Genomic DNA, 2,306 nt, shown 5'->3' with positions numbered 1-2,306 from the left:
TGTTCGGAAAGCGAACGCTGGGCCACAGCTTCGGATTCGACGCGCACCTTGTCGATGGCGGCGTCGCGGAAGGCCACGATGGCCTTGCCCATCTGGCCGAACTCGTCCTTGCGGTTGGCGCTGGCGACATTGATGGCGGTGTCGCCGGCCATCAGCTTCTTCATATAGCCGATCATCACGCCGATCGGCTGCACGATGGCGCGGGTCGCGACCCAGCCAGCGGCCAGGGCGATGGCCAGGGCGGCGATCAGGCCGACGAGCAGCGCCATCATGGCCGCCTTGCTGGCCGCGTCCTGGGCGCTACGCGCAGCCTCCGAGTGGGTCATGCTGTCTGTCTTGAGCTTGTCCAGTTCCGCCTCGACGGGACCGACGAAAGTGTCCGAGACGCCGTCGCGACCCGCCAGCGACAGCGCGTCGGCGCCCCGTCCCGCAGCAATCAGAGTCTTGGCCTGCTCAACCACGCGCTCGTACCAAATGTCGTCGGCACGTTCGGCGGCGAGGACCGGAGCGGCGCGATCCTCCGGCAGGTCGCCGCGCAGCTCTTCCATCTTGGCTTGGAAGTTCCCGCGGTGCGCCTCGATGCGCTCCAGATAGTAGTCGTCGCCCGTGACCAGGTAGCCGCGGAAGCTGTTCTCCTGACGCGCCATGTAGAATTCGGCCGCGGCCGTCGCCTGGTTGATCTTGTTTTCCAGGCTGCGCTGTTCGTCGGCGCGATTCATCGCCATGAGGTTCACCCCCACGACGACGCCCATGACGGCGATCGCCGCCAGGACGGTGGCGAAGGCCACGAAGAGCTTGCGCCCCACGGTCAGATCATCAATCCACTTCAACTCGGTTCCCCCGTCTGTCGCGCGGTCAGAAAGAATAGGTCGCGGCGGCCACAAGGCGGCCGTCGTAGTTGTCGCCCAGTTCGTGGCTGTCGGTGTCGTACCAGCGCAGATCAACGGCCAGCGCTTCGGTCAGCTTGTGCTTCACGCCCGCGTTCCATGCGCGATAGTCGGCGCCGCCGTCGGCCGACCGATCGGCGATCGCCGCCGAGGCCTTGGTTCGCGGACCGGCCGACACCGCGCCCTGCAGTTCGACCCACCAGGCTTCCTTGGTGGCGGCGAAACCATCGGGCGAATAGTTGACGCGCAGGCGCGTGGCGACCGGTCCCAGCTTGCGCGAGGCGTCGGCCTGATACTCCCAGTAGTTGGAATCGACCCCGGCGCGCGCGCCGGGCAGGTCGCGATTCATCACACCCAGGTCGAAGGCGAAGCCCGCCGCCTGGGGACGCCAGCCGGCCATGGTGATGATTTCGGAATCGAACCCCTGGGCGCCGCTGGCGCTCGACACGAAAACGTTGGCGTAAAGACCGTTCTGCTCGATCTCCACCTTGGCGAAGGGGGCGATGTCCCCGCCGCTCTTGCCCAGGCCCTTGCCGACATACTGGCTGGCCACGCCGACATCGACGCCGATGGATTGAGCCTGCGCCCCGCCTGCCCAGGCGGCGGTCGAGAGAAGGGCGAAAGAAAGGCAACGCAATGGAGGAGTCGTTTCAAACCTTGGAGAGTACATTCTGCCCTCCAAGAATGAGGCGAGCGTTAATACCGTTCGTGAACCCGGGCGTACGTAGGATTCCCTAGCTTCACCGTGACGTACGCGCCTGACTGGAATACGTATTTGCCCTTACCGCCGGCGCTGGTATAGAAATTCCGGCAAATTCGTGGCGGGGAGGCCTCGGGGATGCTTTCGTCCAGCGAAGATCAGACATGATCGGGTCCGCGGCCACGATGCGCGATGCGCGCTCTGGCCCGCAGACCGACGCACGGCTCCGTCCGTCCTGGTGGCGGCGACTGTGGGTCGCCGGCCTGTCCGTAGCCCTCGCGGTCGCGCTGCGAACCATTCTGGAACGCTTCGGAAACTTCTATTACCTGCCGATGGTGCCGGCGGTCATGGCGACCGCGCTTCTGGCCGATCGGGCGGCGGTGGCCGTGTCGATCCTGCTCAGCATCGGCTTCAACCTGGCCCTGGTCCATCGCGCCGACATCGTGGACGCCGCCGTCAACGCCTTGCTGTTCGCCGTGGTGGCCTGGGGCATCGCCGAGGTGTGCCAACGACTGATAGGGGCTCTTTCGCGCGCGCAGGATCTGGCGTGCGACCTGACGGCGCGCCAGGCCCTGCTGGACGCCATCCTGGGCTCCACGCCGGTCGTCACCGTGGACCGGGCGGGAACGGTCCGTCGGATCACCCCGGCGGCCGCGGCCTTGTTGGGCGAAACGCCGGAGGCCGTGGTGGGGCGGCCCTTTGCGGACTGGGTCACCGCG

2 protein-coding genes and 1 pseudogene are annotated in these 2,306 nt (G+C 66.6%); 1 reads left to right on the top strand and 2 read right to left on the bottom strand.

The genetic code is table 11. From position 1 onward, the window contains the following. Both B2U11_RS02830 and B2U11_RS02825 read right to left on the bottom strand, forming a co-directional pair. Nucleotides 1-830 (bottom strand): CHASE3 domain-containing protein (locus B2U11_RS02830; protein ID WP_292069824.1); only part of this gene is annotated, 830 nt, incomplete at its 3' end. A gap of 25 nt (nt 831-855) precedes the next feature. Continuing rightward, entirely contained in the window at nt 856-1,524 is a 669-nt protein-coding gene (locus B2U11_RS02825) for a TorF family putative porin (RefSeq protein ID WP_292069821.1), read from the bottom strand. A gap of 227 nt (nt 1,525-1,751) precedes the next feature. Here B2U11_RS02825 and B2U11_RS02820 point away from each other — a divergent pair. After that, nucleotides 1,752-2,306 (top strand): annotated as a pseudogene (locus tag B2U11_RS02820) (hypothetical protein); the annotation flags it as partial.

Origin of the sequence: Brevundimonas sp. UBA7534, assembly GCF_002479325.1 — a bacterium.
In the GTDB taxonomy this organism is placed as follows: domain Bacteria; phylum Pseudomonadota; class Alphaproteobacteria; order Caulobacterales; family Caulobacteraceae; genus Brevundimonas.
Note: the sequence above shows the minus strand (reverse complement) of the source record. Positions and strands in the feature narration are given on the sequence as shown.